The sequence below is a fragment of the Alkalibacillus haloalkaliphilus C5 genome (genome assembly GCF_000269905.1).
GTDB lineage: Bacteria > Bacillota > Bacilli > Bacillales > Alkalibacillaceae > Alkalibacillus > Alkalibacillus haloalkaliphilus_A.
Map to the genome: position 1 here is coordinate 1 of NZ_AKIF01000022.1, position 23,721 is coordinate 23,721.

Genomic DNA, 23,721 nt, shown 5'->3' on the forward strand with positions numbered 1-23,721 from the left:
AGTAGATAGTAGAATCATTCAAACAACATTAGTAATCTACATATGTGCCTCTACTGGAGCTCTGTTTTCCGGTAGTTGGACAGTTTTTGTTATTAATCTAATCATTGCGACACTATGTGGTGCGATTTTCGTCGTTTTATGGAAAAAGTTCAAAAATGAACATAAAAGGTATTTTTCATTATTTAGCTTTGTAATGATAAACAGTCTAGCGGTATTTTTTGCCACACCTTTCCTCAAGACTATTTATGGATCTATCTCATTCTGGGTTGGCTTATTGCTAACCATAACTATGGTAATGGTTCCTTACTTTTTTCTGAAGAGATTGCATTTAGCGTAGGAAAACCTAACAAAACAAGGTTAGGAAGAGTTTATACAGTATTAACCACTATACTGTTTGTATTTGGAACAAGTTTATTTGTGGACAGTTTATACTCTCAAAATACTGACCTATTCCAAGCGACTCTATTCTCTTTCTTGTTTTCTTTGTTGTGTTGGTTCTTAGCACCAATCATGTTGATCAAACCGAAGAGGATGGAAGAAGTTATGGCGGAGAAGTAATTTTCTAGGTTAAACAAGCGATGAATTACGTGGCTAAATTAGTAAATTGTTAGACTACAAAAAAATAAGAGGTGGTAATTGGAATGAAAACAATTAAAGTACTGTTAACAGGATTAATTATGGTGGCATTATTAGTAGCGTGTACAATGCCTCCGGAAGCACAGGAGTTAGTTGATTATCATAACGACATAATAGACTTTACGGAAGAAAAAGGCGAAGAAATGGATGAGATCGACAGTCAGATGACAAACATGTCGTTAGAAGAAGCGTATGAATTGCAACTTGATGAAATGTTACCAATTGCTGATGAAATTCTGGAATACGTTAATGCTCAATCACCTGAATCAGACATAGTCGTAGAATACCACGATATGAGAAGTGCGTTTGTAGAAAAGTGGTATGAGGCAGTATATGAGGAACTTGATGTATATGGTCAATTTATAAATGACGAAATAACTGAAGATGAGTTTAATGTGCTATTGTCTGATGTAGAAGCAATGTATATTGAGTCAGCACAACTTCTAGAGGAAGCAGAGGACCGACTGGCTGATTTTGTAGAAGAATATGATTTAGAAGAATTAGAGTAATAGTTACACTTATTTAAAGCCCAGCTAGTTTTATAGCTGGGCTTTAGCATTACTTCGATTTCTCAAAAAGATGGGTACTATGAATGCTTAGTTTTGCTTTTGGATCAATCATCGACTTAGCATGATTAACAGCGATTGGCGCTTCGCCGAATCCAGTTGCAATCAACTTCGGTTTTCCTTCATACGTACAAATATCGCCAGCGGCAAAAATGCCTGGAATGTTCGTTTCCATTTTTGAATTAACGAAAATGCTATTCTTTTGCAACTCAAGCCCCCACGATTTTAAAGGACCTAATGAAGTGACAAAACCATAGTTAACAATGACATCGTCTACATCAATCAACTCGAGTTGTTCACCTTTTACTTCTTTTATAGCGACTTGCTCGATCCGATTACCGTCACCAATTAAACGGTCAACTTCAAAAGGTGTCATAATGTTAACGTTCGAGTTTTTTAACTGTGTGACACTATGCTCGTGAGCGCGGAATTTATCACGACGGTGAATTAACGTAACTTGTTCAGCGATAGGTTCTAATGCTAATGACCAGTCAATTGCGGAATCACCACCCCCACATAAAAGGATGCGTCGGTTTTTAAACTGATCTAATTTCTGCACGAAATAGTGAAGGTTACTGCCTTCATATTGTTCCGCTTGTTCTGTCTTAAGTTTTCGTGGTTGGAATGCTCCTGCACCTGCTGTAATAATAATCGTTTTGGAATAATGTGTCCCTTGGGTAGTAAAGATCTCGAAGTACTCGTCGTGGCGATTAATGTCTGTTACAGATTGTTCTAAGTGAATGGAAGGTGAAAACGTCTTAGCTTGTTCGTGTAAGTGGTCAACTAACTCTTGTGCTTTAACTTTCGGAAAGCCTGCAACATCGTAAATGTATTTGTCGGGGTATAGTGCAGCTAGCTGGCCTCCTACTTGTGGCATGCTGTCGATCACATTGACAGAAGCTTCCCTCATCCCTGCGTAGAAAGCGGTAAATAATCCGACTGGTCCTGCCCCAATAACGGTAATATCATATATGCGGTCATTCAACATGACCACCCTCCTTTTTATAACGTTTTAAATACGCTTTAAGTAATTTCGTTATATAAAAGAATACAAAAGTTCCTCTACACTGTCAATATATTATGAGATTATTACGCTATGATAAAAATGTGTTATATTAAACTTACAGAATAATAGGAGGGATGGTTATGATCTACCGCTACAAGAATCATACTCCACGAATAGATGAGACAGCTTTTATTGCAGATAACGCTAGAATTATTGGTGATGTTGAAATTGGAAAGGAATCTAGCATTTGGTTCAATGTCACAGTACGGGGTGATGAAGGGCCTATTCGAGTTGGTGATCGTTGCAATATACAAGAAAACTCCATGTGTCACCTGTATGAACAGTTTCCGCTTACTTTAGAAGATGAAGTGTCAGTTGGTCACAATGCAATTGTTCACGGTTGCACATTAAGAAGAGGCGTCCTTGTCGGTATGGGGGCGACTGTTTTAGACGGTGTTGAAATTGGAGAGTATTCGATTATCGGCGCAAATAGTCTAGTACCATCTGGTAAAGTGATCCCGCCACGGTCACTCGTCTTAGGATCACCAGGTAAGGTCGTACGTGAATTAACAGAGGAAGACATGAAGATGATTGAAGAAACGATTGATGTTTATGCTAATAAAGGTCAAGAGTTTAACGATTCGACTATATTTGAACGTGTCTCGAAATAGCATTTAACTTTTAGCAATATAGTTAAGTAGTTTATTTTGGTTATTATGGCTTTGGTCAAAGATTATAAATATTACTTTGATCGAAGCCTTTAGTATGAGAAAACCAATTAGAACACCAAGGCCATTCATAATGAAATCGTTAATATCAAAGATGCGGCGGCTATACCCTGTAGATAAACCGACTATAAGTTGTGTTACTTCTATAATGAACGGTAATAGTAACGCCCATGACAAAACCTTCTTCATCGTAACTTGAGCAATTAGAGGGAGAAGAAAGCCAAAGGGAATAGTCAATAACACATTTAAGAACATAAACTTTAAGTTAATTTCTAAGTTTTGAAACGGGACTAAGTTTATATTATGTCTTAACACACTTAATGGGTCGTACATTTCTGGGATATATGTGATTGGAAATTGCGTATACCTAACCACTTGAGTGATGTATAAATAGAATATCGAAAAAAAGAATAAATACATTACCCCTTTATTATGCTTAAATCTTAAATATAAAAGCAAAGCAATATAAATGATTAAGGCCACTATTATAACCGGGCCCTCAAAGTACATCCTCATAATTAACCGTCCTTACTTTAAAGGATAAAATCAATCGCTGGAAGTCATCCAGCGACCGTTTTTCCTACTCAAACACAGATTCAAAAAAGCGTGTAGCTGGTGTTTGTAACAGCTCATGATAATCCGAGAATAACGCTGCTGCAGAGTCACCTAACCATTGATTTGGGAGTAACTCTTCAGGTAAGTTGGATCAACGAATAAAAACTTACGGTATTCATGGACAAGTGAGGCGCATTTGACGAAGCACTGCCCATCACTTATATCCCCTTTTTCTACTAAGTTCTTATCTATGTAATACTTTTCACTGTACTCTTTTATGAACTGTGAGTATTTTGCATTGACATCATCTAAATCCCAACACTGATCGACTAATTCTTTCGGGGAACTCATCCCTTCATATGTCGCATTAAAAAACGTTACATACTGACTAATATCATACTTCTCAACTAAACGACGCACTTGTTCTTCAAGTGGGTTTGGCGTAATCCAGCAACTATTCGTTAAGGAGCCAAAACCACTCCATACTAACTCTTTGCGTAGTTCGTCTCGTAAATGACGTTGGCTTTCAGGAATCGAATAGACAAGCATGCGCCATTGCCCATCCCACTTGGGTGACTCTGACCTATAAATTCGTTTAGAAGCTTCTTCCATACGAGCTTTTCCTTGTTCGGTAAGAGAATAATAGCTTTTGTTCCCTCTTTTTTCAGATTGAAGCCAGCCTTGTTTACTCATTCTAGAAACAGCAGCTCTAACTGATTGTTCATTATGTCCGAACTCTTCTAATAATTGAATTAAACTACCAATCCAAATAACATTTCCATAATGTCTTATGTAATCGCCGTATAACGTAAAAATCATAGACCGTGTTTTAAACTGTTTATCCATACTCTATCATTTCCTTCTTCGTCTAGTTCGATATTTATTTACTAGTTTACTACATGGTGGTGCAAAATTCACTTCTTTTTTAACAAAATGTACAAGCTATCCATTGATAAAACAACGAATATTAACCATAAATTTCATCATATAATAAGTTATATAACCTATATTATTTTTTGAAAATTAAAATATTTATATTGAAGTTTGTATAACGTTTTGATATGATTACGTTAAATAAACGTGATGGAGGAGAGGTGGCTGTATGTATAATTACTTGGAATACGGCGGTTCTGATCAGCCTAATGTACCAGAACATGACCAAGAAAAATACGAGCAGTTTATGGCACGGATTGAAGCGGGGGAGAAAATTGAACCGGACGATTGGATGCCAGAGGATTACAGGCAAGGTTTAATAAAATTAATTTCCATGCACGGTATTAGTGAAATTATGGGGGCCTTACCTGAGAAAGAATGGACGCCAAAAGCACCGACGATGAAGCGTAAGCTCGGTATTATGGCAAAGGTGCAAGATGAAATGGGTCACGGTCAGTTATTGTTGCGAGTGGCTGAAGATTTAATGAAACCATACGGCAAAAACCGTGAAAACATAATGGAAGACTTGTTAAGTGGCGACCTTAAGTTTCACAACGTTTTCCATATGCCGACGAAAACGTGGGCTGATGCTGGCATGGTTGGCTGGTTAGTTGACGGTGCAGCCATCATTTCACAAACGAACATGTTAGATGCTTCTTATGGCCCCTACCAACGCGCACTTCAACGCATTTGCCAAGAAGAAGTTTTCCACGCACAGCATGGTGAAGCAATCATCATGGCATTAGCTGAAGGAACTGAGTACCAAAGAGAAATATTGCAAGAGTCACTGAACCGCTGGTGGCCAGCATTGTTAATGTTTTTTGGACCGAGCTCAGCTGACACGACTGGAACCTCCAAACAAGACACGATGATTAAATACCGCATTCGTAAAAGCTCCAACGAAGAACTACGACAAGCATTCCTTGATAAATACTTACCGCGTGTATTCTCGCTAGGACTTACAGTACCAGATGAAACCGTCCACTATGACGAAGAACAAGAAAAATGGGTTTACGAGCAACCTGATTGGAATGAGTTTAAACAAATTATTAAAAATAAAGGACCACGATCTAAAGAGCGCTTGCGCTTACGTGAAGTTGCTTACGAGAACAACCGTTGGGTAAGAGAAGCACTTTCACCTGAAGCGATTGGCCAATAACGGGAAAGGAGAGGTTTTATGTCGGAGTCGAATGAAACAAACTTTTACCAAGAGTATGAAGTTTTTAGTAAGAAAAGTGTTAAATCACCCATTCAACATCAATTCAGTCTGCTTGCTCCTAATGAAGAGATGGCACTCAGCATGGCTGTTGAAAATTTCATGCGCCGTGAAGATGTGCTAGACGTTTGGGTAGTTAAGCGAAGTAATATTCGCTCAATGACGAGTGAGGAGCGCTTGAATTTAACAAAGCGTTTAGACAATAAAGACTACCGCAGAACGAAAGGTTACGGCTATTTGCGTAAGAAGTGGAAGGAAAAAGAGCAAGGCATGTTAGATGAGAAAGAGATCATGTCGTGGAAAGAGGTGAAAAAGAAATGACAAAAGTGACATCTGCACAAGAGGCAATGAATGATGATGTTTATTTAAAAGCTTTAACAGACTTGCTTTACCAATTAGCTGATGATGACTTTCTCATTTCTTTTCGCGGTTCAGAATGGCTCGGCTTAGCACCGCATATAGAAGAAGACGTAGCCTTTTCTTCAATTACACAAAATACGATGGGTCACGCGTTAATGTATTACCGACTGCTTGAAGACTTAAGTGAAGGTGAAGCGGACGCTCTTGCGCACGAACGTGACCCTAGTAGTAGGCGAAACGCCGTTTATTTTGAGAAGAAAAACGGTGAAGGTGAATACTTAACAGAGCCGTACTACGACTGGGCGTTGGCTGTTGTACGTAACTTTCTCTATGAATCTTTCAAAAAAGTAAAACTAGAAGCGTTAACAAAGAGTTCCTATACACCGTTAGCCAACATTGCTGGAAAAGTGTTAATGGAACAGCCTTATCATTTATCGCATTGGAAAATATGGTTTAAGCAACTTAACAACTCTACTGATGAGGCGAAGACGAAGTTGCAATCGCGACTGGAAGAAGCGTGGCAACAATTTGGTGATGTATTAGAGCTTGGGGAGTATGCTACTGAACTTGAGCATTTTGACATTATAAGTGGTGAGGACGACTTAAAAGAACGGTTCATTCAAGAAGTAGAATCGACTGTTAAAGATATTCGAGACATTTCGTTCGGTAAAGCATTTGGAAGTGGTAGAGAAGGTGACCATACACCGGATTTAGACCAAGCGTTAAATACGCTTGCTGAAGTATACCGCAGTGATGAGAAAGCCGTTTGGTAAGTAAAGGAGGTGTCGTTCAATGACGCGCCAGGCGAAAGAAGAAGAGGTTCGAGAGGCCTTAAAGTCAGTTGATGACCCTGAATTACCTTCTGTTAGTGTTTCAGATTTAGGGATGGTTCACACGGTGATCGTTGATGGAAGTAGCGTCTCAATTGTAATGGTTCCAACTTTTGCAGGATGTCCTGCTTTAGATTTCATTAAAGCAGATGTTCATCAAGCGGTACTTGAACTTGACTGGGTATCTGAATGTGAAGTTGAGTTCTCCTTTGAACTGAAATGGTCGACAGATGCGATTACAGATGAAGGGAAAAAGCAGCTGAAAAAGCATGGCATTGCACCTCCACCAGAGAATTACGAGCCAGGCCAGGAGTGGACGGTTAACTGTCCATATTGTGATTCTGACTATACGTCAATGGATAATGTGTTTGGACCTACGGCTTGTCGCAGCATTTTATATTGCAGCTCGTGTAAAAACCCATTTGAAGCGATGAAGCCAGTAGTGGAATATGCAATCAAATAAATTTTGAGAGGGGATTTTAAGATGGTTAAATTAGTTGCGATTTACAAGAAACCGGAAGATCAGGAGAAGTTTGATGAGCACTACTACAATGTGCACACACCACTGACGCAGAAGATTCCAGGGTTAAAAGACATGAAAGTAACTAAAATTGTAGGCTCGCCAATGGGTGAGACAGATTATTACTTACTATGTGAAATGTACTATGAGAGCCATGAAGCATTACAAGAAGCGATGAAAACAGATGAAGGAAAAGCATCTGGAAAAGACGTTATGAAGTTTGCCGGGGATATTGTCACGTTAGTCATTGGCGAGGAAGTTGCCGTTAATGTCTAATCGGTACATTGAAGCGTTTGTTGAAGACAAAATTGGGGTGATTCAATTGAATCGCCCTGAAGTGCTTAATGCATTAAACCGGCAAATGGTAGATGAAATCGTTGAGAAACTCGAGCAATATGATGAAAGCGAAGACGTTCGTGTCATCATGATCAAAGGAAGTGACAGAGCATTTGCAGCTGGTGCGGATATTGAAGAAATGATGGATGAGACGCCACTTACGATGGAGCTAGCAGATCCGTTTGCGGTGTGGGATCGGATAACACTTATTAACAAGCCGATTATTGCATCAGTTAATGGTGTTGCTTTAGGTGGAGGTTTTGAACTAGCCCTCCATTGTGACTTAATCGTTGCAGGTGAATCGTCTAAGTTTGGATTTCCTGAAGTACAGCTTGGTGTTATGCCAGGAGCAGGTGGTACTCAGTTGTTAACTAAAGCAATCGGTGAACGTAAAGCATTAGAGTGGATATGGTTAGGTGAACAAATGGAGGCTCATGAGGCGTTAAAACTTGGTGCTATTAACCGAGTAGTAGCTGGTGAACTTGTTTTTGAAGAGTCATTCCGTTTGGCTAAACAGTTAGCGAACCAAGCACCTATTTCATTACGGTTAATTAAAGAATCGGTTAAAGCAGCTAAAGATATGACGTTAATGGACGGCATGAAGTTAGAGCGGAAGAATTTTTACTTAACGTTTGCCTCAGAGGACCAAAAGGAAGGGATGAAAGCTTTTACTGAAAAGCGATCACCTTCTTTTAAAGGAGTGTAAGTCATGGGGATGGATTTTCAAACGATTAAATATGAAGAGTACTCAGGTGTTGCAACGATTACGCTAAATCGGCCATCAGCGTATAACGCATTTACTGAAGGAATGAATTACGAAGTCACACGGGCGTTAAAACAAGCGACGAAAAACGATGACGTCCGTTGCATCGTCTTTACAGGCGAAGGAAAAGCCTTTTGTGCTGGGCAAGACCTACAAGGTGTTGATGAAAACACGAATCATGCCACTTTTTTAAGAAAAAGGTATCACCCAATGTTAAAAGCAATTAAAGAAACTCCAAAGCCTGTAGTTGCAGCAGTTAATGGTACAGCAGCAGGTGCTGGAATGAGTTTAGCGTTGGCGTGTGATTTTAGGCTCGTACAACCGCAAGCTAAGTTCGTCAGTGCTTTTATAAACATTGGCTTAATTCCTGATTCAGGGTTTATTTACAACCTACCACGGATTGTTGGGTATGCGAAGGCGATGGAAATCTCCGTACTTGGAAAACCGATTACGGGTGAAGAAGCCTATGAATTAGGGTTAGCAACTGAAGTGATCCCGCAAGACGAGTGGGATAAGCAAGTCGAAGCATTTACGCAAAAATTAGCAAGTATGCCTACAAAAGCGATAGCGTTAGTTAAGCGTTATATGATGGATGGCATGCATTCAGATTATCAAGATGTACTAGAAAGTGAAGCACAAGCCCAGCGAATTGCTGGTTTATCTAACGACCATCAAGAAGGTGTTCAAGCATTTAAAGAAAAACGCGAACCAAATTTCATCGGAAAATAATCGAGAGGAGTGGATTTTTAATGGAATTAACGAAAGAAGCAATTGAACAAGTAGGGGAAATGAAGCGAGATCATTATGGGATGATCATTAATGGTGAAAGGGTAGATAGTAGTTCAAAAGAAACGTTCGAAACGTATAACCCAGCAACAGGAGAAGTAATTGCAACAGTAGCAAAAGCGAGTGAGGAAGATGCAGAAAAGGCTGTTCAAGCAGCGCGAGAAGCTTTTGATAACGGGAAATGGCGTAAGTATCCAGTTGGAAAACGTTCTCGTGTATTAAACAATATCGCATCAATTATGCGTTCACGTTTTAAAGAGCTAGTTGAAATGGAAGTACTAAACAGCGGTAAATCCGTTGGTGCAGCACAAGTTCAAATTAACCAGTCGATTGAGGATTTTGAATTTTACGCAGGTGCTATTGTCGGTCACCGCGGTGAAGTTAACAATATGCCATACGGCTTCTTTAACTATACGCATAAAGAACCTGTTGGTGTTTGTGCTCAAATCATTCCGTGGAACTACCCAATGATGATGGCGGCGTGGAAGATTGCTCCTGCTATTGCAGCTGGTTGCTCAGTCGTCATTAAGCCAGCTAGTTTAACTCCAATTACGGCTCTATTATTGAATGAAATTTGCCATGAAGCGGGCGTCCCAGAAGGTGTCGTCAATACGGTACCTGGTTCAGGAAGTGTTGTTGGTGATTACTTAGTGCAACATGAAGACGTTAATAAAGTCGCATTCACTGGTTCGACGCCAACTGGTAAAGACATTATGGAAAAAGCGTCTCAAACACTTAAGCGTGTCACTCTTGAACTAGGTGGTAAGTCACCTAATATTGTGTTTGAAGATGCTGATCTAGAAGCGGCAGTTGCTGGCTCATTATTCGGAATCTTCTTTAACACAGGTCAATCGTGTGAAGCGCGTTCGCGTATGTTCGTGCATGAATCGATTTATGATGAGTTTATGGAGCAGTTTATTGAGAAGACGGAAAAGCTTCAATCAGGTGATCCGTTTAATAAAGGGACACACCTTGGCTCAATTATTAACCAAGAGCAATTAGATGTAATTGATGGCTACGTCCAGTCAGCTGTTAAAGACGGTGCGACGATTGCAACAGGTGGTAAGCAAATTTACCCTGAAGGATTTGAAAAAGGTTATTGGTATGCACCAACTGTTATTACGGACGTGACACCTGATATGGAAGCTGTACAAGAAGAAATTTTCGGACCAGTTGTTGTCGTTGAGAAATTTACAGACGAAAAAGATGTCATTAAGCGTGCTAACGATACGAAATACGGATTAGGATCAGCGATTTGGACGACGAATCAAGGTCGTGCTACACGTGTTGCACATCAAATCCAAGCAGGAATCGTGATGGTTAATAGCCCATTCTCAGCGTTCCCTGGTACGCCGTTCGGTGGTTATAAACAGTCAGGATTCGGCCGTGAACTAACAGTCGAAACGCTAGATTTATATATGGAAGATAAGAGCGTCCTTTCATACTATGGCTCAAAACCTCTTAATCCATTCAACGTGTAAATAATAGAATGATAGAAAGGTAGAGTGTCCATGACCATTAACCGTATTACTGTCGTGGGTGCTGGTGTCATGGGGCGAGGCATAGCATATGTCTCGGCCCTTTCAGGTTATCAAACTGAGCTCGTTGACGTATCAGAAGAGCAGTTACAAGATGCCTATGAACACACTAAGCAAACCGCGGCAAAAGGGATCAAACGTGGGAAAGTAACAGAAGAAGAAGCTGACCAACTGTTAGAGCGCCTTCATACTTCACTAGATTTAGCGAGTTCTGCTGCAAGTGCTGATTTAGTTATTGAAGCAGTTCCGGAAAAGTCTGACCTAAAACAAAAAGTACTTGAAACAGCTGATGAACATGCGCCAAGACATACGATTTTAGCTTCAAACACGTCAACGATTAGCCCAACAGAATTAGGCTCTTATACGAAACGTCCTGAGAAAGTGGTGGCGATGCACTTCTTTAACCCTGTGCATGTCATGAAATTAGTCGAGATTATTAAAGGTTTAGAAACGAGTGATGAGACGGTTGAAGTCGTTCGTCAAACGGCGGAACAAATGGGGAAAGAAACCGTTGAAGTCAATGAATTCCCAGGTTTTGTGACGAGTCGAATTAGTGCCTTAGTCGGTAATGAAGCATTTCATATGCTGCAAGAAGGAGTTGCTTCAGCTGAGGATATCGACAAAGCGATTAAATTAGGGTTGAACTATCCGATGGGGCCTTTAGAGTTAGGTGACTTAGTCGGATTAGATGCGAGGCTGAACAACTTAAATTACTTATATGAGACATTAGGTGAAAAATACCGCCCTGCTCCTTTACTAGAAAAGTATGTGAAAGCTGGTCGTTTAGGAAGAAAAACAGGCCGTGGAGTTTATGATTATACTAATGAAAACGAGTTGATCAAAAAATGAATGAAGTAGTCATTGTTGATGCAGTAAGGACGCCGATTGGAAGGTATAACGGTGCACTTAAAACAATTCGCCCAGATGATTTAGGGGCAGTGGTCATTGAAGCGTTATTAGAGCGTAATCCGAACTTGCCTCCAAGTGAGATTGAAGAAGTCGTCTTTGGAAATGCCAATCAAGCAGGGGAAGATAACCGTAACGTGGCGCGCATGTCAACATTACTAGCTGGGTTGCCAGTTGATGTTAGTGCAACGACTGTCAATCGCCTTTGTGGCTCGGGAATGGATGCTGTGATCCAAGCAGCACGTGCGATTGCAGTTGGTGATGGCGACATTTATATTGCTGGTGGGACAGAAAGTATGACGCGTGCACCGTTTGTCATGGCAAAACCAGAAAAAGAGTTCCCAAGAGGCAACATGGAAATGTATGACACGACAATTGGTTGGCGTTTTACAAACAAGGGATTAGAAGAGATGTACGGTGCTGACACGATGCCACAAACAGCAGAGAATGTTGCAAAACGCTATGAAATTACGAGAGAAGAACAAGATGAGTTCGCTTACGCTAGTCAAATGAAAGCGAAAAAAGCGTTTGAAAGTGGACGATTCGAAGACGAAATTGTTCCTGTTAAATACGTTGACCGTAAAGGAAATGAGTTCATCATCAATCAAGATGAACATCCACGTCCGAATACAACGAAAGAAAAGCTAGGGAAACTAAGGCCAATTTTCAATGAAGGTACAGTCACTGCTGGTAATGCATCAGGTGTGAACGACGGTGCTTCTGCATTACTTTTAATGAGCGCTGAAAAAGCAAGCCAGCTAGGGTTAAAACCGTTAGTTAAATACGTTGGTGGAGCAGCTGCAGGGTTAGAGCCTGCTGTTATGGGGCTAGGACCTATTTACTCAACTCAAAAACTATTAAAGCGAACACATTACTCAATTGATGAGATTGGTTTAGTCGAATTAAACGAAGCATTTGCTTCGCAGTCTATTGAGTGTATGAACCAGCTGAACCTTGATGAAGAAAAAGTTAACGTAAATGGTGGAGCCATTGCTTTTGGTCATCCATTAGGTGCAAGTGGGGCTAGAATTTTAACGACTTTAATTCATGAAATGAAAAAACAAGACACAAATCTTGGCGTTGCAACAATGTGTGTCGGTGTCGGGCAGGGAATTTCGACTTTAGTTGAGAATATATAAGTAATAGGAAACTTTTAGGTATTAGAGGAGGAAAGCTATGAATCCAGTATGTCATCTATTAAACATTCAATACCCAATCGTTTTAGGGGGGATGGGTAATATAAGTAGCCCAGAGCTAACAGCGGCAGTCTCAGAGGCGGGAGGACTTGGTACGATCGGTTGTGGCACGATGTCGCCAGAAGAGGTCGAAATGAAAATCAACCAAACAAAAGAATTAACGAATAAGCCGTTTGCAGTCAACATTGCGATGGCTGTTGCACCAAATGTTGAGCGTCTAATTGACCTTGTGATTGATTTACAAGTGCCTGTCGTATCACTGTCTGCTGGTAATCCAGCACCTTACATTCCAAAGCTTCACGAACAAGGGATTAAAGTGATGACTTTAGTTGCTTCGGTGAAACATGCGAAGAAAGCAGAAGAAGCGGGTGCGGATCTGTTAGTTGCTGAAGGTTATGAGGCAGCAGGGATCAATTCTAATTTAGAGCTAACGACTTTTACTCTAATACCGCAAATTGTACGACACGTTAATGTACCCGTTTTGGCAGCTGGTGGCGTTGGTGATGGAAAAGGTTTAGCTGCAACGCTTATGCTTGGAGCAAGTGGCGTGCAAATGGGAACACGCTTTATTGCAACTCAAGAAGCCCCTTTCCACACCCATTACAAAGAGAAGATCTTAGAAGCCAACGGTACAGGAACAACTATTGTAGGACGAACAGTCGGGCAAGTGAGGCGTATATTAAATACGCAATATGCTAGGAAATTGACTGACCTTGAAAAGTCCGGGTTAACTGTAGAAGAATATCGCCAATTAACGTCTGAAGAGCTACATTGTAAAGGTGCATTAGAAGGTGACTTAGAAAATGGATTTTTAAATAGTGGTCAAATTACAGGGTTAATAGAAGATATTCCAACCGTTCGGGAGTTAGTTGAGGGTATGATGCAAGAGGCGTCTAATCAAGTTGAACAATCGAAGCAACAGCTTCCGTTTGTAAATGATCAATATAATTATTAGAAAATAAACACTTTTCAAATAAATTGTTGTTTTATCCATTACAAAATGATAAAATAGCGTTATACAAACGTCATATAATTTAAGGTTGAGGAAGTCTCTAGGAGTTTATAATGGATTGCGACAAAATTTGTATAGCAATCCACACTTTTTATCGAAAAATGTAAGCGCTTTTATATAATTGTCTAAAATTGTATACAAGCTTGAATTCAAGCTTACTTCTAATTATAGAATGGAAGTGATGAATGGTATGAAGCCTGGCATGGAAGTCGGTAGACAAGAGACAATTGACGTAAAAGTTACAAAGGATATGTTTGCGAGTTTTGAAGGGAATGTCGTACACCCCGTGTATTCCACCGTTTCAATGGTATATCACATGGAGTGGGTTTCGCGCAAAATTATACTACCTTTTTTAGAAGAACATGAAGAAGGTATGGGAGCATCAGTTAGTGTTAAACACCTTGACGCTGCTCCGTTAAATACAAAGGTCAGTCTAACAGCTACTTTAACAGAATATAAAGATCATCAAGTCATTACAGAAGTAGAGGCTTACCGTGAAGAAGGTCAATTAATTGGAAAAGGGACAGTTAAACAAGTCATCCTACCTAAGGAGGTAATCGAAAAGCGTACAGGACAGTTACATGGTTAATTTGGTTGTTAATAGAATAGGAGGTTAACTATGAGTTATATTATGGCATCATCTAAAAATGATGAGATTGAAAACTTATCACTCCTTGAGAAAATGTCAGAACATGAGCAAGTCGTTTTTTGTAATGATCCATCGACTAATTTACAGGCTATTATCGCCATACATAGTACGAAATTAGGTCCAGCAATCGGTGGATGTCGCATGCAACCATATGAATCGTTCGATGAAGCATTAGAAGACGTATTAAGATTATCAAAAGGTATGAGCTACAAATGTGCAGCAGCTGACTTAGACTTCGGTGGAGGCAAAGCTGTCATTATAGGAGATCCCCACACAGATAAATCACCAGAATTATTCCGCGCATTCGGCCAATTTGTAGAATCTTTAAACGGCCGTTTTTACACAGGTACAGACATGGGAACAACACTAGCTGATTTCGTTCATGCAATGAAAGAAACAAACTGCATTGCAGGAATTCCAGAAGAATACGGTGGAGGTGGCGATTCGTCAATACCGACTACTGAGAGTGTTATATATGGACTTAAAGCGACGAACAAAATGCTTTTTGGCCATGAAAGTTTACAACCGGTTACTTACGCGATTCAAGGCTTAGGTAAAGTTGGCTTTAAAATTGCAGAGCGATTACTTCAAGAAGGTGCTTCGATATACGTGTCGGATATTAACAAAGACTCAATCGAAGAGATCCAAGCGAAGGCGGCGCAAACTGCTGAAGGTACAGTAACGGTTGTTGAAACAAATGAGATATATTCAGTTCCGGCTGACATATTTGTTCCGTGTGCCATGGGTGGCGTGATCAATGACACGACGGTTGAGCAATTTCAATTTAAAGCAGTCGTTGGAGCTGCTAATAACCAATTGTTAGAAGAAAAACATGGTATTGAACTAACGAAAAGAGGCATTCTTTATGCACCTGATTACATTGTAAATGCAGGTGGTCTCATCCAAGTTGCTGATGAACTGTATGGACCAAATAAAGAACGCGTTTTATTAAAAACGAAAGAAATATACAACACGATTCTAGAAGTTTATAAGCAGTCTGAACTTAACGAAATCTCCACTGTTGAAGCGGCTGATCAGCTGTGTGATAGGGTGATGTCTAATCGCGAGAAACGTAATAGTTTCTTTAACCGCACTGTTAGCCCGAAGTGAAAATCCGTCATTAAATAAAAGAATTGGGGGTCTTACTATGGAAGAACAATTCCCAATCAAGAAAGTAATGGATGATCAAGGGAATTTAATTGATTCATCATATGAGGAAAAAATCGATGAAGAGTTAGTCCGCACGATGTATTATAACATGCTTAGAATTCGTACGTTTGACCGTAAAGCAATCAACCTGCAAAGGCAAGGGAGAATCGGTACTTATCCACCGTTTGAAGGTCAAGAAGCATCACAAGTTGGGAGTGCTTTAGCGCTTAAAGATGGCGACTGGATGTTTCCAACCTACCGCGATCACGGTGCAACGTTAACGTTTGGTGCTGATATGGTTCGTACGTTTTTATATTGGAATGGTCGACATGAAGGTGTTGTGCCACCTAAAGGTAAAAATATCTTCCCAGCAGCTGTCCCAATTGCAACGCAAATCCCACATGCTACAGGAACAGCGTGGCTGAAAAGCGAAAAGGGACAAAGAATATCGCACTAGCCTATTTCGGTGATGGAGCAACATCAGAAGGTGACTTTCATGAAGGGTTAAACTTTGCCTCTGTTTTTCAAACGCCAACGGTTTTCTTTAATCAGAACAACGGTTACGCCATCTCAGTTCCAATTGATAAGCAAATGAATTCAAAAACAATCGCCCAAAAAGCACTCGCTTATGATATGCCAAGTGCCAGAATCGATGGGAATGACTGTTTTAGTGTCTATTTTGAAATGGAAAAAGCAGTTGATCGAGCTCGAGAAGGTAGCGGACCAACATTAATCGAGGCGGTGACGTGGCGTACAGGTGCGCACACGACTGCAGATGACCCAACGAAGTACCGTCCAGATGACCAAGGTGAAGAAATTGTTCACCCACTAGATCGTTTAGAGATGTTTATGAAAAACTACGGTCACTGGAATGAAGAGTGGATTAATGAAACGAAAGAGAAAATAGAGAATGAAGTTGAAGCGGCTGTAGAAGCAATGGAAAATAGCCCGAAAGCTAACCCTGCAGATCTTTTTGATTATGTCTTTGAACAAAACCCAGAGCAACTCGAAGAACAAAAAGATCAATACTTAGCACAGCTAAAGGGGGATTAACGTGGATTTAAAGGTTGAACAGAAGCCTGAAGTAAATAGTAAAACGAAACAAATGACGATGATTCAAGCGATTAATGATGGCTTGAAGACGATGCTAGAGTTAGATGAAAAGACGATATTACTCGGAGAAGATATCGGGAAAAACGGCGGTGTATTTAGAGCAACAGAAGGCTTGCAAGAAGTTTTTGGCGAGCACCGAGTAGTCGACACACCGTTATCAGAGTCTGGAATCGTGGGAACATCAGTTGGTTTGGCGGTTAACGGGTTTAGGCCCGTTGCTGAAATGCAATTTATGGGCTTTATTTACCCGGCCTATGACCAAATTATGACACACGTATCACGTTTGAGAATGAAAACGTTAGGTCATTATTCTGCACCAATGGTCATTCGTGCGCCATATGGAGCTGGAATTCGTGCACCAGAAATTCATTCTGATAGTGCTGAAGCATTGTTTACCCACATGCCAGGCGTTAAAGTAGTCTGTCCTGCTACGCCTTACGATGCGAAAGGTTTATTAATTGAATCAATTGAAGACCCGGATCCTGTTATTTTCATGGAGCCAATGCGTAGTTACCGTGCGAAACGCGAAGACGTTCCTGAAGGGAAATACAATGTTGAAATTGGTAAAGGGAACAAAGTTCAAGAAGGTACAGATATTACATTAATTGCATGGGGAGCAATGGTCCTAGTAGCAGAACAAGCAGCAAAGCAGGCAGAAGAACAAGGTGTTAGTTGTGAAGTAATCGACTTAAGAACACTTTACCCACTTGATCGTGATTTAATTGCTGAATCTGTTCAAAAAACAGGGCGCGCGGTTATCGTGCATGAAGCACACGGCACTGGTGGACTTGGTAATGACATTTTATCTGTCATAAATGATACATCATTCTTATATTTAAGGTCACCAATTGAGCGTGTGACAGGGTTTGATGTGCCAGTACCATTCTTTTCATTAGAAGACCACTATTTACCGACGGCCAAACGCGTTTTAGAAAGCATTTATAAATCGGTCAACTTTTAAGTAAGGGGTGAGCACATTGTTAGAAGTAAAATTACACGATATTGGAGAAGGGATGACAGAAGGGGAAATCGTCAATTACTTCGTTAAAGAAGGTGATTCGGTTTCAACTGACCAACCACTCGTTGAAGTTCAAACAGACAAAATGGTTGCTGAACTCCCTTCACCAGGAAAAGGTACTGTTAAAGAAATCGTCGTACCTGTTGGAGAAACGGTACAAGTTGGTACAACATTACTTTATATAAGAGGGGTTGGAGCGAAACAACCTGAACAACAGTTAGATCCTGAGCCAGCAAAAGCGACGAATGAAGCGAAAGGGCTGCAAAATAGACGAATCCAAACGAAAGTAAATCGCGTATTAGCAACACCATATACGAGAAAAATTGCACGAGACCATCAAATTGATATAGAACAAGTGACAGCTTCTGATCCATCAGGACGAGTGACAGAAGAAGATGTTTATCAATTTATAAACGGAACGAAATCGGAACCTCAAGTGCAACAAGAAGAACGATCTGAAACGGTAACATTGGATTTAGATTCAACAAGCAAGCCAGAGCAAGAAACGATTCCATTTAGAGGGATTCGAAAAACGATTGCGAACAAAATGACTCAATCAATTTATACTATTCCTCACGTGACACACTTTGATGAAATTAATATGACAAGACTATTCCAGCTTCGTGAAGAGTTAAAAGAATCTGGAGACAACATTTCCATTCCGGCTTTCCTACTAAAAGCGCTTGTCATTACATTAAAGGACTTCCCAGTTTTTAACGCACAATTAGATGAAGAAAATGAACAAATTATTTTAAAGAAGCAATACCATATCGGTCTCGCATCAGATACAAAAGACGGTTTAATCGTCCCTGTTTTACATGACGTTGACCGTAAGTCATTGCGTCAAATTCATCGTGATATGAAAGCTATAGCTGAAAAGGCACAAAACGGCAATCTAGAACCTCAGTTACTAAAAGGTAGTACGTTTACGATGAGTAATGTCGGCCCATTAGGTAGTACTGGAGCAACACCAATTATTAATTATCCAGAAACGGCGCTCATTGCCTTTCATAAAACTCGTAAACTGCCAATCTATAATGAACAAGACGAAATTGTGCCAGGTTACATGATGAATGTGTCAATGTCATTTGACCACCGCGTAGCAGATGGTGCAACAGCTGTTTCGTTTACGAACCGATTAAACGAGTTAATAGAAAATCCGAACAAACTAATGCTGGAGTTGGTATAAATGGTTGTTGGCGAAATTACAGAAGAGCGCGACTTAGTCGTCATTGGCGGCGGACCAGGTGGATATACAGCCGCCATACGCGCTGCTCAACTCGGTTTAAACGTATCTTTAGTAGAACAAGCCGATCTAGGAGGCATTTGCCTAAATGAAGGGTGTATCCCTTCGAAAGTATGGACTTACGCTAGTAAAAAGGTCAATGAAATCTCTCACATGCAAAACTTAGGAGTTGGAGTTGACTCACCTAATACAGTGGATTTAAATCAACTGCAACAATATAAATCACAAGTGACGACACAATTAAGAAAAGGTGTTGAATCTTTACTGAAAACGAACCAAATCGAGGTCATACAAGGAACTGCAACGTTTACAGGTGATCAGCGAATTGGCGTTGAAAACGGTCATCAATTTGATCACTACATATATAAAAACGCCATTATTGCTACAGGTAGCCAAGCTATGAAGCCTAATTATTTCCCAATCAATAGTGAAAAAGCTTTTTTAGCAGAAGAAGTATTTCAAATTGAAGAAATACCTGAACACCTTATTGTGGACGGCTTTGACTACTTAGCCTTAGAAGTAGCTTCTGTGTTTCATAGTTTTGGAACAAAAGTAACGTTAGTAACTAACGATGACCAGTCATTTTTAGATGCTGATTTAATAAAGGAATTGAAGAGACTGTTTAAGAAGAAAAAGATTCATATCGTCAATCAAGCAGCTATAAAATTAATAGAAGAATCTGAACAAGGACTAACAGTAACTGTCAGTAAAAGTGGAGAAGAACAGCAGATTGAAGCAACACACATTTATAGTAGCGGTGAGCGAAAACCAAACATTGACTCATTAGGTTTAAACCGTTTAGGTGTTAACTTAACTGATTCAGGTCATGTTGCTGTTAATCACCAAATGAAAACTTCAACACTAAACATATACGCCATTGGAGATTTAACAGAAGGTGAACCGTTAGCTGTCAAGGCGATCAAGCAAGGGAAGGTAGCAGCCGAAGCCATTGCCGGTGAGAACCCTGAAGCTGATCTAACGTTTTTACCTTTTATAGCTCATACGAATCCACCGATTGCATCAGTCGGGTTAACTGAACAAGAAACACAAACCAATGAAATAAATTATAAAGTCGGTCAGTTCAACTTAGGAGCTAACGGATTTACATCAATTATCGGTAAACGTGATAGCTTTGTAAAAGTCATGAGTGATGCTGATACTGACATCATTTTAGGTGTTCATATGATTGGTGAAGGCGCAGTGGAGATGTCGAGTCACTTTGTGCAGTTGCTTGAAATGGCTGCAAAAACAGAAGATTTAACGTTCCCGCATTATGCTCACCCCAGCATGAACGAAGGATTGGTAGAAGCAGTTGATGCGCTTGTTGGCCAATCGATTCATACACCACCGAAAAAACAAAAGCAATCCAAAGTATTTGAAAAAAGTGTTTAAAGCTTGGCGCTTTAAAAGCCAATTATTAATTATAAGAGGGGGATACATTGGATGAAGAAGGTTTTTCATTTGTTGTTTGTTGCGTTAATAGGGATGTTGTTGTTAGTAGCATGTGGTGATGATGAAGATAATGGAGGCGGAGATGAAGGGGCTGCAGAAGGCGAAACGTTCCACATTGGTGCAACCCAAATTGTTCAGCACCCATCATTAGACAGAGCTTATGAAGGGTTCCAAGATGCTTTAGAGGATGCAGGGTTAAATGTTGAGTATGACTTCCAAGATGCACAAAATGACCCGAACAATGTTAAGCCGATCTCGGATGCTTTTGTAGCTGATGACGTTGATTTAATTTTTACTAATTCAACACCAAGTACACAAGGTGCCTATGAAGCAACGAAAGACATTCCAATTGTGTTTACATCAGTAACAGATGCAGTAGGTGCAGGTGTTATTGAGTCATTGGAAAATCCGGATACAAATGTAACAGGGGTACAAGACTTACACCCAGGTGCTATTGATGCAACGGTTGAATTTATTGATCAATATTTTGAAGGTGCTTCAGTTGGTTTAATTTATAACGCAGGTGAACCGAACTCTGTAGCACAAATTGAAGCGGTAGAATCTGCTGCTGAAGGTACGAGTTTGACGTTACATGAGCGTACAGTGGCTAACGCATCAGAAGTACAGCAAGCAGCAACGACGTTAGTAAGTGATATTGACGTATTCTTTATCGTCACAGATAACACAGTAGTAGAAGCACTTGATAGCGTCATTGGTGTTGCGAACAACAATGAAATTCCTTTAATAGCTGGTGAACCAGATTCAGTTGCAAAAGGTGGTTTTGCAACATTTGGTATTGATTATTACACGATTGGTTACCGTTCTGGAGAAATGGCAGCCGATATTTTAACAGGTGAAAAGGACATTGGAGAGATTCCTGCAGAGCATCCACCTGAGATCCAACTATTCATTAACGAAGAAGCAGCCGAATTACAAGCTGTAGAATGGCACGATGATTGGGATGATGAAGCACAATTTATCGAACCAGAAGAAGAGGAATAAAGCTGCTTAATAGACTAAGTTCGATTTTATAAAGTAACGGATGGGCGCTTGGCTTTGCATATTAACTGCCAAGCGCTTTCATTCAAATAATAGAAAGAGCTCTACTTGAGATCGAAGGAGGACGTCATGCTAATATCGTTATTTGGTGCAGTAGAGTCAGGCGTAATTTACGCTTTAATGGCTTTAGGCGTATACTTGTCGTTTCGTATATTCACTTCCTGATTTAACAGTAGACGGTAGTTTTGTAACTGGAGCTGGTGTTGCTGGAGTCGCAATTGTCGGAGGGATGTCACCTATATTAGCTACATTGTTAGGTGCATTTGCCGGCTTTATCGCAGGTTGTATTACCGGTGTCTTGCATACAAAAGGTAATATTAATGCCTTACTGGCCGGTATTTTAATGATGATTGCGCTTTATTCAATCAATTTACGGTTGATGGGACAACCAACCGTCTCGATGCTGAATGAGTCCACCTTGTTTACACAAATTCAATCGTGGTGGGTTGCTTCAGGATTCGATGCATTTTTCAATAATATCGTTTTATCTTTAGGGGCTGAACGGTTTTCGGGAACTTGGCTCGTTTTCTCAGTCATGGTCATTTTGACATTAATGGTTAAAGTGTTTTTAGATTACTTCTTAAAGACGGAAGTAGGACTAGCGTTAAGAGCAACGGGTGACAATCAAAAGATGATCCGCAGCTTATCAGCTAATACAGATGGGCTAATCATTATAGGTATTGGGATCTCTAACGGTTTAGTTGCTTTATCAGGTGCATTAATTGGCCAATACGGTGGTTTTGCGAACGTTAACATGGGGATCGGGATGATCGTAATTGGTCTTGCATCCGTAATCATAGGTGAGGCGTTATTTGGAAAACGTACAATTATTATTGCGACTTTAGCTGTCATTGGTGGTGCGATTGTTTACCGAATAGTAGTAACGATGGCACTTCGTGTGGACTTTTTAGATTCAGGTGATATGAAGTTAATTACTGCTGTGTTAGTCATTGCTGCATTAGTCGCACCGAGAATGGTCCAAGCACGAAAAGAGAAGAAGCGAAGGCTTCGGAAAAAGGCTGAACTACTCCAACGTAAGGAAGGAGAGGTCCACAGTGCTTAACTTAAAGGACGTGTCGATTACATTCAATGAAGGAACACCTGATGAAAAGAAGGCTTTACAATCCGTTGACTTGGAACTAAAAAAAGGAGAATTCGTCACAGTCATTGGTAGTAATGGCGCGGGTAAATCGACGTTAATGAACGTCGTTTCAGGAAGTTTAATTCCTGACGTAGGAGAAGTCATGATCGATGACAAACACGTTGTCCATTTACCTGAATATAAACGAGCTGGTTTTATCGGTCGGGTATTCCAAGACCCAATGGCAGGTACAGCACCTTCCATGACAATAGAAGAAAACTTAGCCATGGCCTATTCGCGTGATAAAAAGCGCAAGCTCATTCCAGGCGTCACAAAGAAACGTCGTGAAATGTACCGTGAGTATTTAGAGTCATTGAACTTAGGCTTAGAAGACCGATTGAACGCGAGAGTCGGTTTACTATCAGGGGGTGAACGCCAAGCGTTATCGTTATTAATGGCGACATTCACTGAGCCACATATTTTAATGCTTGATGAACATACAGCAGCCTTAGACCCATCAAGAGCAGAGCTCATTACTGAAATTACAGCTGATGTCGTAAAGAAATTCGAGCTAACAACTTTAATGGTGACACATAACATGCAACAAGCGTTAGATTTAGGCGACCGTTTAATTATGATGGATAAAGGCCAAATCATTTTCGATGTATCAGGAGAGGAAAAACAAGAGCTCACAATTAAAGATTTATTAGATGAATTCCACCGTATACGAGGTAAGCAAATTGAAAGCGACCGAGCGGTGTTAGGGTAACGACTAACTAGGATGTGATCGTCACATCCTAGTTTTTTTATGTAAAATATATGTTCAGTATTGTTGTCGATTAAGAGTTTAGCCGATAAACTGTAACTAAAGCTATGACGAGACGTAAGGAAGGTGCCCCTCAATATGTTAAATAGAGTTTCACTACGAACGAAGATCTTAACATCGATTATTTCACTCTTAATCATTGTAACGTTGTTAATTACTGCAATTTATTCTTATATAGAGTGGACACAAACAAAAGATCAAATGGGGCAGCGAGCGTTAGACGTAGCCACTTCAATCTCAT

The 23,721-nt window shown here is 40.2% G+C and carries 22 protein-coding genes and 4 pseudogenes; 23 read left to right on the forward strand and 3 right to left on the reverse strand.

Annotated features, from left to right (window positions below):
• Window positions 1–337: pseudogene (locus A194_RS20625) on the forward strand (hypothetical protein); the annotation flags it as partial.
• 304 nt (window positions 338–641) lie between these two features.
• Window positions 642–1,145 (forward strand): hypothetical protein, encoded by a 504-nt coding sequence (locus A194_RS0103995; RefSeq protein WP_017185594.1) that lies wholly within the window; start codon window positions 642–644, stop codon window positions 1,143–1,145.
• Between the two features lie 49 nt (window positions 1,146–1,194).
• On the opposite strand, the gene A194_RS0104000 is transcribed toward A194_RS0103995, so the two are convergent.
• Entirely contained in the window at window positions 1,195–2,190 is a 996-nt protein-coding gene (locus A194_RS0104000) for an NAD(P)/FAD-dependent oxidoreductase (RefSeq protein WP_017185595.1), read from the reverse strand.
• A 158-nt stretch (window positions 2,191–2,348) separates the two neighbouring features.
• Here A194_RS0104000 and A194_RS0104005 point away from each other — a divergent pair, with 158 nt between their 5' ends.
• Window positions 2,349–2,879 carry a gamma carbonic anhydrase family protein gene (locus A194_RS0104005; protein ID WP_017185596.1) on the forward strand — a complete coding sequence of 177 codons (531 nt, stop codon included), beginning with the start codon at window positions 2,349–2,351 and terminating at the stop codon, window positions 2,877–2,879.
• 3 nt (window positions 2,880–2,882) lie between these two features.
• On the opposite strand, the gene A194_RS17195 is transcribed toward A194_RS0104005, so the two are convergent.
• Both A194_RS17195 and paaX read right to left on the reverse strand, forming a co-directional pair.
• Window positions 2,883–3,356: a VanZ family protein gene (locus A194_RS17195; RefSeq protein ID WP_157783024.1), complete on the reverse strand. Its 474-nt coding sequence runs from the start codon at window positions 3,354–3,356 to the stop codon at window positions 2,883–2,885.
• 160 nt (window positions 3,357–3,516) lie between these two features.
• Window positions 3,517–4,337: pseudogene (gene paaX / locus A194_RS17200) on the reverse strand (phenylacetic acid degradation operon negative regulatory protein PaaX).
• A gap of 256 nt (window positions 4,338–4,593) precedes the next feature.
• Here paaX and paaA point away from each other — a divergent pair.
• The 20 genes and pseudogenes from paaA to A194_RS0104115 all read left to right on the forward strand — a co-directional run bounded on the left by paaA (window position 4,594) and on the right by A194_RS0104115 (window position 23,423).
• Window positions 4,594–5,583 carry a 1,2-phenylacetyl-CoA epoxidase subunit PaaA gene (gene paaA / locus A194_RS0104020; protein WP_017185598.1) on the forward strand — a complete coding sequence of 330 codons (990 nt, stop codon included), beginning with the start codon at window positions 4,594–4,596 and terminating at the stop codon, window positions 5,581–5,583.
• 18 nt (window positions 5,584–5,601) lie between these two features.
• Window positions 5,602–5,961, forward strand: coding sequence for a 1,2-phenylacetyl-CoA epoxidase subunit PaaB (gene paaB / locus A194_RS0104025; RefSeq protein ID WP_017185599.1), 360 nt, complete (start codon window positions 5,602–5,604; stop codon window positions 5,959–5,961).
• Complete coding sequence (gene paaC, locus A194_RS0104030) at window positions 5,937–6,773, forward strand: 1,2-phenylacetyl-CoA epoxidase subunit PaaC (protein ID WP_017185600.1); 837 nt, start codon at window positions 5,937–5,939, stop codon at window positions 6,771–6,773. Before paaB ends, paaC begins: the two co-directional genes overlap by 25 nt.
• Window positions 6,774–6,792: 19 nt before the next feature.
• Window positions 6,793–7,293, forward strand: a complete 501-nt coding sequence (gene paaD, locus A194_RS0104035) for a 1,2-phenylacetyl-CoA epoxidase subunit PaaD (RefSeq protein ID WP_017185601.1) — start codon at window positions 6,793–6,795, stop codon at window positions 7,291–7,293.
• Between the two features lie 21 nt (window positions 7,294–7,314).
• Window positions 7,315–7,626: an EthD family reductase gene (locus tag A194_RS0104040; RefSeq protein ID WP_017185602.1), complete on the forward strand. Its 312-nt coding sequence runs from the start codon at window positions 7,315–7,317 to the stop codon at window positions 7,624–7,626.
• A complete protein-coding gene (locus tag A194_RS0104045) occupies window positions 7,619–8,392 on the forward strand; it encodes an enoyl-CoA hydratase (RefSeq protein WP_017185603.1) in 774 nt (257 codons plus the stop codon). The genes A194_RS0104040 and A194_RS0104045 overlap by 8 nt, the downstream gene beginning before the upstream one ends.
• Before the next feature lie 3 nt (window positions 8,393–8,395).
• On the forward strand, window positions 8,396–9,178 hold the full coding sequence (locus A194_RS0104050; protein WP_017185604.1) for an enoyl-CoA hydratase/isomerase family protein: 783 nt from the start codon (window positions 8,396–8,398) through the stop codon (window positions 9,176–9,178).
• A gap of 20 nt (window positions 9,179–9,198) precedes the next feature.
• Window positions 9,199–10,716 (forward strand): aldehyde dehydrogenase family protein, encoded by a 1,518-nt coding sequence (locus A194_RS0104055; protein WP_017185605.1) that lies wholly within the window; start codon window positions 9,199–9,201, stop codon window positions 10,714–10,716.
• Between the two features lie 30 nt (window positions 10,717–10,746).
• Window positions 10,747–11,622: a 3-hydroxyacyl-CoA dehydrogenase gene (locus tag A194_RS0104060; RefSeq protein WP_017185606.1), complete on the forward strand. Its 876-nt coding sequence runs from the start codon at window positions 10,747–10,749 to the stop codon at window positions 11,620–11,622.
• Window positions 11,619–12,818: a thiolase family protein gene (locus A194_RS0104065; protein ID WP_017185607.1), complete on the forward strand. Its 1,200-nt coding sequence runs from the start codon at window positions 11,619–11,621 to the stop codon at window positions 12,816–12,818. Before A194_RS0104060 ends, A194_RS0104065 begins: the two co-directional genes overlap by 4 nt.
• 37 nt (window positions 12,819–12,855) lie before the next feature.
• Window positions 12,856–13,830 carry an NAD(P)H-dependent flavin oxidoreductase gene (locus A194_RS0104070; protein WP_017185608.1) on the forward strand — a complete coding sequence of 325 codons (975 nt, stop codon included), beginning with the start codon at window positions 12,856–12,858 and terminating at the stop codon, window positions 13,828–13,830.
• A gap of 247 nt (window positions 13,831–14,077) precedes the next feature.
• Window positions 14,078–14,476, forward strand: a complete 399-nt coding sequence (locus A194_RS0104075) for a thioesterase family protein (RefSeq protein ID WP_029424969.1) — start codon at window positions 14,078–14,080, stop codon at window positions 14,474–14,476.
• A gap of 30 nt (window positions 14,477–14,506) precedes the next feature.
• Entirely contained in the window at window positions 14,507–15,646 is a 1,140-nt protein-coding gene (locus A194_RS0104080) for a Leu/Phe/Val dehydrogenase (protein WP_017185610.1), read from the forward strand.
• Between the two features lie 37 nt (window positions 15,647–15,683).
• Window positions 15,684–16,738, forward strand: a pseudogene (gene pdhA / locus A194_RS17205) (pyruvate dehydrogenase (acetyl-transferring) E1 component subunit alpha).
• Between the two features lie 52 nt (window positions 16,739–16,790).
• On the forward strand, window positions 16,791–17,759 hold the full coding sequence (locus tag A194_RS0104090) for an alpha-ketoacid dehydrogenase subunit beta (RefSeq protein ID WP_050980479.1): 969 nt from the start codon (window positions 16,791–16,793) through the stop codon (window positions 17,757–17,759).
• A gap of 16 nt (window positions 17,760–17,775) precedes the next feature.
• Entirely contained in the window at window positions 17,776–19,005 is a 1,230-nt protein-coding gene (locus A194_RS0104095; protein ID WP_017185612.1) for a dihydrolipoamide acetyltransferase family protein, read from the forward strand.
• Window positions 19,006–20,454, forward strand: coding sequence for a dihydrolipoyl dehydrogenase (gene lpdA / locus A194_RS0104100; protein WP_017185613.1), 1,449 nt, complete (start codon window positions 19,006–19,008; stop codon window positions 20,452–20,454).
• Window positions 20,455–20,505: 51 nt separating this feature from the next.
• Window positions 20,506–21,516: an ABC transporter substrate-binding protein gene (locus A194_RS0104105; protein ID WP_017185614.1), complete on the forward strand. Its 1,011-nt coding sequence runs from the start codon at window positions 20,506–20,508 to the stop codon at window positions 21,514–21,516.
• Window positions 21,517–21,642: 126 nt separating this feature from the next.
• Window positions 21,643–22,636: pseudogene (locus A194_RS17210) on the forward strand (ABC transporter permease).
• Window positions 22,629–23,423 (forward strand): ABC transporter ATP-binding protein, encoded by a 795-nt coding sequence (locus tag A194_RS0104115; protein ID WP_017185616.1) that lies wholly within the window; start codon window positions 22,629–22,631, stop codon window positions 23,421–23,423. The pseudogene A194_RS17210 and the gene A194_RS0104115 overlap by 8 nt, the downstream one beginning before the upstream one ends.
• The last annotated feature ends 298 nt before the right edge of the window (window positions 23,424–23,721 follow it).

Coding starts and splice junctions, on each gene's coding strand:
- A194_RS0103995 (WP_017185594.1), top strand. CDS start 642: ATGAAAACAATTAAAGTACTGTTAACAGGATTAATTATGGTGGCATTA.
- A194_RS0104000 (WP_017185595.1), bottom strand. CDS start 2,190: ATGTTGAATGACCGCATATATGATATTACCGTTATTGGGGCAGGACCA.
- A194_RS0104005 (WP_017185596.1), top strand. CDS start 2,349: ATGATCTACCGCTACAAGAATCATACTCCACGAATAGATGAGACAGCT.
- A194_RS17195 (WP_157783024.1), bottom strand. CDS start 3,356: ATGTATTTATTCTTTTTTTCGATATTCTATTTATACATCACTCAAGTG.
- paaA (WP_017185598.1), top strand. CDS start 4,594: ATGTATAATTACTTGGAATACGGCGGTTCTGATCAGCCTAATGTACCA.
- paaB (WP_017185599.1), top strand. CDS start 5,602: ATGTCGGAGTCGAATGAAACAAACTTTTACCAAGAGTATGAAGTTTTT.
- paaD (WP_017185601.1), top strand. CDS start 6,793: ATGACGCGCCAGGCGAAAGAAGAAGAGGTTCGAGAGGCCTTAAAGTCA.
- A194_RS0104040 (WP_017185602.1), top strand. CDS start 7,315: ATGGTTAAATTAGTTGCGATTTACAAGAAACCGGAAGATCAGGAGAAG.
- A194_RS0104045 (WP_017185603.1), top strand. CDS start 7,619: ATGTCTAATCGGTACATTGAAGCGTTTGTTGAAGACAAAATTGGGGTG.
- A194_RS0104050 (WP_017185604.1), top strand. CDS start 8,396: ATGGGGATGGATTTTCAAACGATTAAATATGAAGAGTACTCAGGTGTT.
- A194_RS0104055 (WP_017185605.1), top strand. CDS start 9,199: ATGGAATTAACGAAAGAAGCAATTGAACAAGTAGGGGAAATGAAGCGA.
- A194_RS0104060 (WP_017185606.1), top strand. CDS start 10,747: ATGACCATTAACCGTATTACTGTCGTGGGTGCTGGTGTCATGGGGCGA.
- A194_RS0104065 (WP_017185607.1), top strand. CDS start 11,619: ATGAATGAAGTAGTCATTGTTGATGCAGTAAGGACGCCGATTGGAAGG.
- A194_RS0104070 (WP_017185608.1), top strand. CDS start 12,856: ATGAATCCAGTATGTCATCTATTAAACATTCAATACCCAATCGTTTTA.
- A194_RS0104075 (WP_029424969.1), top strand. CDS start 14,078: ATGAAGCCTGGCATGGAAGTCGGTAGACAAGAGACAATTGACGTAAAA.
- A194_RS0104080 (WP_017185610.1), top strand. CDS start 14,507: ATGAGTTATATTATGGCATCATCTAAAAATGATGAGATTGAAAACTTA.
- A194_RS0104090 (WP_050980479.1), top strand. CDS start 16,791: ATGACGATGATTCAAGCGATTAATGATGGCTTGAAGACGATGCTAGAG.
- lpdA (WP_017185613.1), top strand. CDS start 19,006: ATGGTTGTTGGCGAAATTACAGAAGAGCGCGACTTAGTCGTCATTGGC.
- A194_RS0104105 (WP_017185614.1), top strand. CDS start 20,506: ATGAAGAAGGTTTTTCATTTGTTGTTTGTTGCGTTAATAGGGATGTTG.